Below are 2,478 nucleotides of genomic sequence, written 5' to 3' on the forward strand. Positions count from 1 at the left end.
TTCTCGCCAACGTTGCGATTCTGCAGGACTTAGAGTCTCACGTGGGCCATAGGCTTCTGTACTTGTGGTAGGTGTGTTCTGAGGCTGAGGCTTTGGAAGTTGAGGTCGAGGGATCGTGTCATTGCTAGCTGTTGGTTGAGCTAACACGGTTCCCCAGATTAAAGCTGCTCCTGCAACTTTGGTGAAAAAGAAGTGGTAAAATGGTTCATGACTCTTTGGGAAATGGATCTTCTAAAGTATTGCTGTGTAAAGGTTCAAGGCACGTCATGATACCAAATCAAACGAATCGTTGTCGTACCTGAATTTCGCACGATCAAGACACAATGAAAGTAGATACATTCAATAGCTGAAAGCTACTTCTGGCATGGCTTTAAAGCGTACTTGTACATTTTTGGCATTAGAATAGTTTGTGAAGGGAGTTTCCGGCTGCTTTTGAATCCTTAACTCACTTTTTCATTCCAATGATACTATGATACTCGACCTCCTTAACCCCCTATTTTACAGGCTTAACGGACTCAAGCCAAGATTCATAATATTTACGCTGCTCTGCTATAGATGTTATTAAATCTGGTTCTGCATATTCAAAAGTTTCTACCTGGTCTTCTTCATTTGGCTCTTGACCTAGTGTGAGAATATGCAAGAAATCTCCATTATAGGTTTTTAGATCACTAGGCAAAGGATAAGCATCAAACCTGGCTCCGTTACAAAGTGGACGATAGCCAAATTTTTCCAGTTCCTTGCGGAGATCAAGCAAACATTCAAATTTGTTTTTGCCCAAAATATTATATTTTGGCGTAACAGGTGATGTGAATTCAATTCTATTTCGCTCTAAAAATGTGTTCCCACTAATCGTACCTTCAATGATAGAAGTGCTACTATGTAGAATCATCAATTCATAGCTATAAGAAAATCCAGATGTAAAATAATTAAACTGTTCCTCGACAGATACAATCAAATCTGGCTCAGCATAGTCAAATATGTGGACAAGCTCCGCATTCTCTCCCTCGACCGTGGGATCTAAATCTGTCTTCTCGGCTTTTGAACTCAATACATTCGCCACTACGCCACCTCCCATATCTCTAGACATTCCAGATGGATACACATCAATTCTAGCTCCAGCACATAATATCTTGTAACCATCTTTAGCAAGTTCTAATCGTAGCTGAGTTAAGCATCTAAATACGTCTCCTTCCATAAAGAAAAGTTCTCTGGTAATGGACGATGTAAACTCAAGTGCCCATTTTCGTATAATTGAATCGGCTCGATAGTATCTCACTTCTGCATCAAACACAAATCCCTTCTCGTTTTGGATTTTTACTCTCTGATTTTGGATATTCATTGCTTATTACTGTCTTAACGAATATAGGGATAAGGATAAGGATTATAACCGGGATTTAGAATGTTAGATCCTGGCTTTCGGTTTCTGCTGTAATAAGTAGACTTGATTATATATCTTCCAGGGATTTCATATTCAAAGGCGATTTCTGCCTGGTCTCTGAATTCATGACGGCCTTTGTATTCACGTCGATTATACACCTCTTTTTGAGCACTTCTTCCATTGCCAGGATCACAGATTTCATAGAGATATCCATTGCGTTTGCCACGATCAACAGCAAACTCAATTGCAACAGATTCTTTTTGTGATGTTGAAATAAATATGGTGTTGGCTGGGTTTTCATTTACATGTCTTACAAAATCGTCCATTGTATTTTCTGGATCTACCTTGAAACCATCAAAAAAGATATTATCATCATTGGGTGATCTACTATCTCCTCGGTATAAAATACGGCGACCCTGCTTTTTGCATTCTTCTCTTCGCTTAGCTTCTGGACAATTGGGATCTGGTGATTCCGTTCTTTCAGCCTCAAGTTGCTCTTCAGTAACTACTATTGTTTTCGTTATAACCACCCGTTTCGGATCTTGATGTTTAGGATTATTTCGTTGAATGTCTTGGAAGCGTTTATCGAGCATTCTTTGAACTTCTCGTTCGGTCATTTTCTCGATCGGTATTGACGGCTCAGGTGGTCCATATTTTTCTGGTGCCGTTGGTCCCTTTAGTGCCGTTGGCTTTGGTGATCGGCGGATAGTTCCATCAGATACTGGAGAGGGATTGAGCAAGATATCAAGAACTGGTCCTCCAACACGTAATAATTTTGATCCTAAGTTTAAGACTTTGCCACCAAAATTCAGAGCCTTGCTACCAAAACTTTGTGCCCCGCTAACAGTCGGTGTAATCGGCGTTGTGACTGGTGGTCGATCTAAAACAGGAGCATATCCACTAGGATCTATGAAATTAGTAGTACTATTACCTACATATCTACTCAAATTTCCATCACTAGCATTAAAGCCGATCGGGTCTTCACTAATAAATCGACCTACAGCAGCATCATAATACCGAGCACGATAGTAATACTGCCCAGTCTCACCATCCCATTCTCTGCCTGTATAAGCAAACTTCAGCTCGATCGAACTAGTCTG

2 protein-coding genes are annotated in these 2,478 nt (G+C 40.3%); both read right to left on the reverse strand.

Annotated elements, in window-relative coordinates; all coding sequences use genetic code 11:
* Nucleotides 1-493: 493 nt before the first annotated feature.
* Nucleotides 494-1,339, reverse strand: a complete 846-nt coding sequence (locus RMO27_RS23535) for a hypothetical protein (RefSeq protein ID WP_309736981.1) — start codon at nucleotides 1,337-1,339, stop codon at nucleotides 494-496.
* Nucleotides 1,340-1,353: 14 nt separating this feature from the next.
* On the reverse strand, nucleotides 1,354-2,478 hold a 1,125-nt coding region (locus tag RMO27_RS23540; RefSeq protein ID WP_309736983.1), incomplete at its 5' end, for an RHS repeat-associated core domain-containing protein.

This window comes from Chamaesiphon sp. OTE_75_metabat_556 (assembly GCF_031378165.1).
Taxonomy (GTDB): domain Bacteria; phylum Cyanobacteriota; class Cyanobacteriia; order Cyanobacteriales; family Chamaesiphonaceae; genus Chamaesiphon.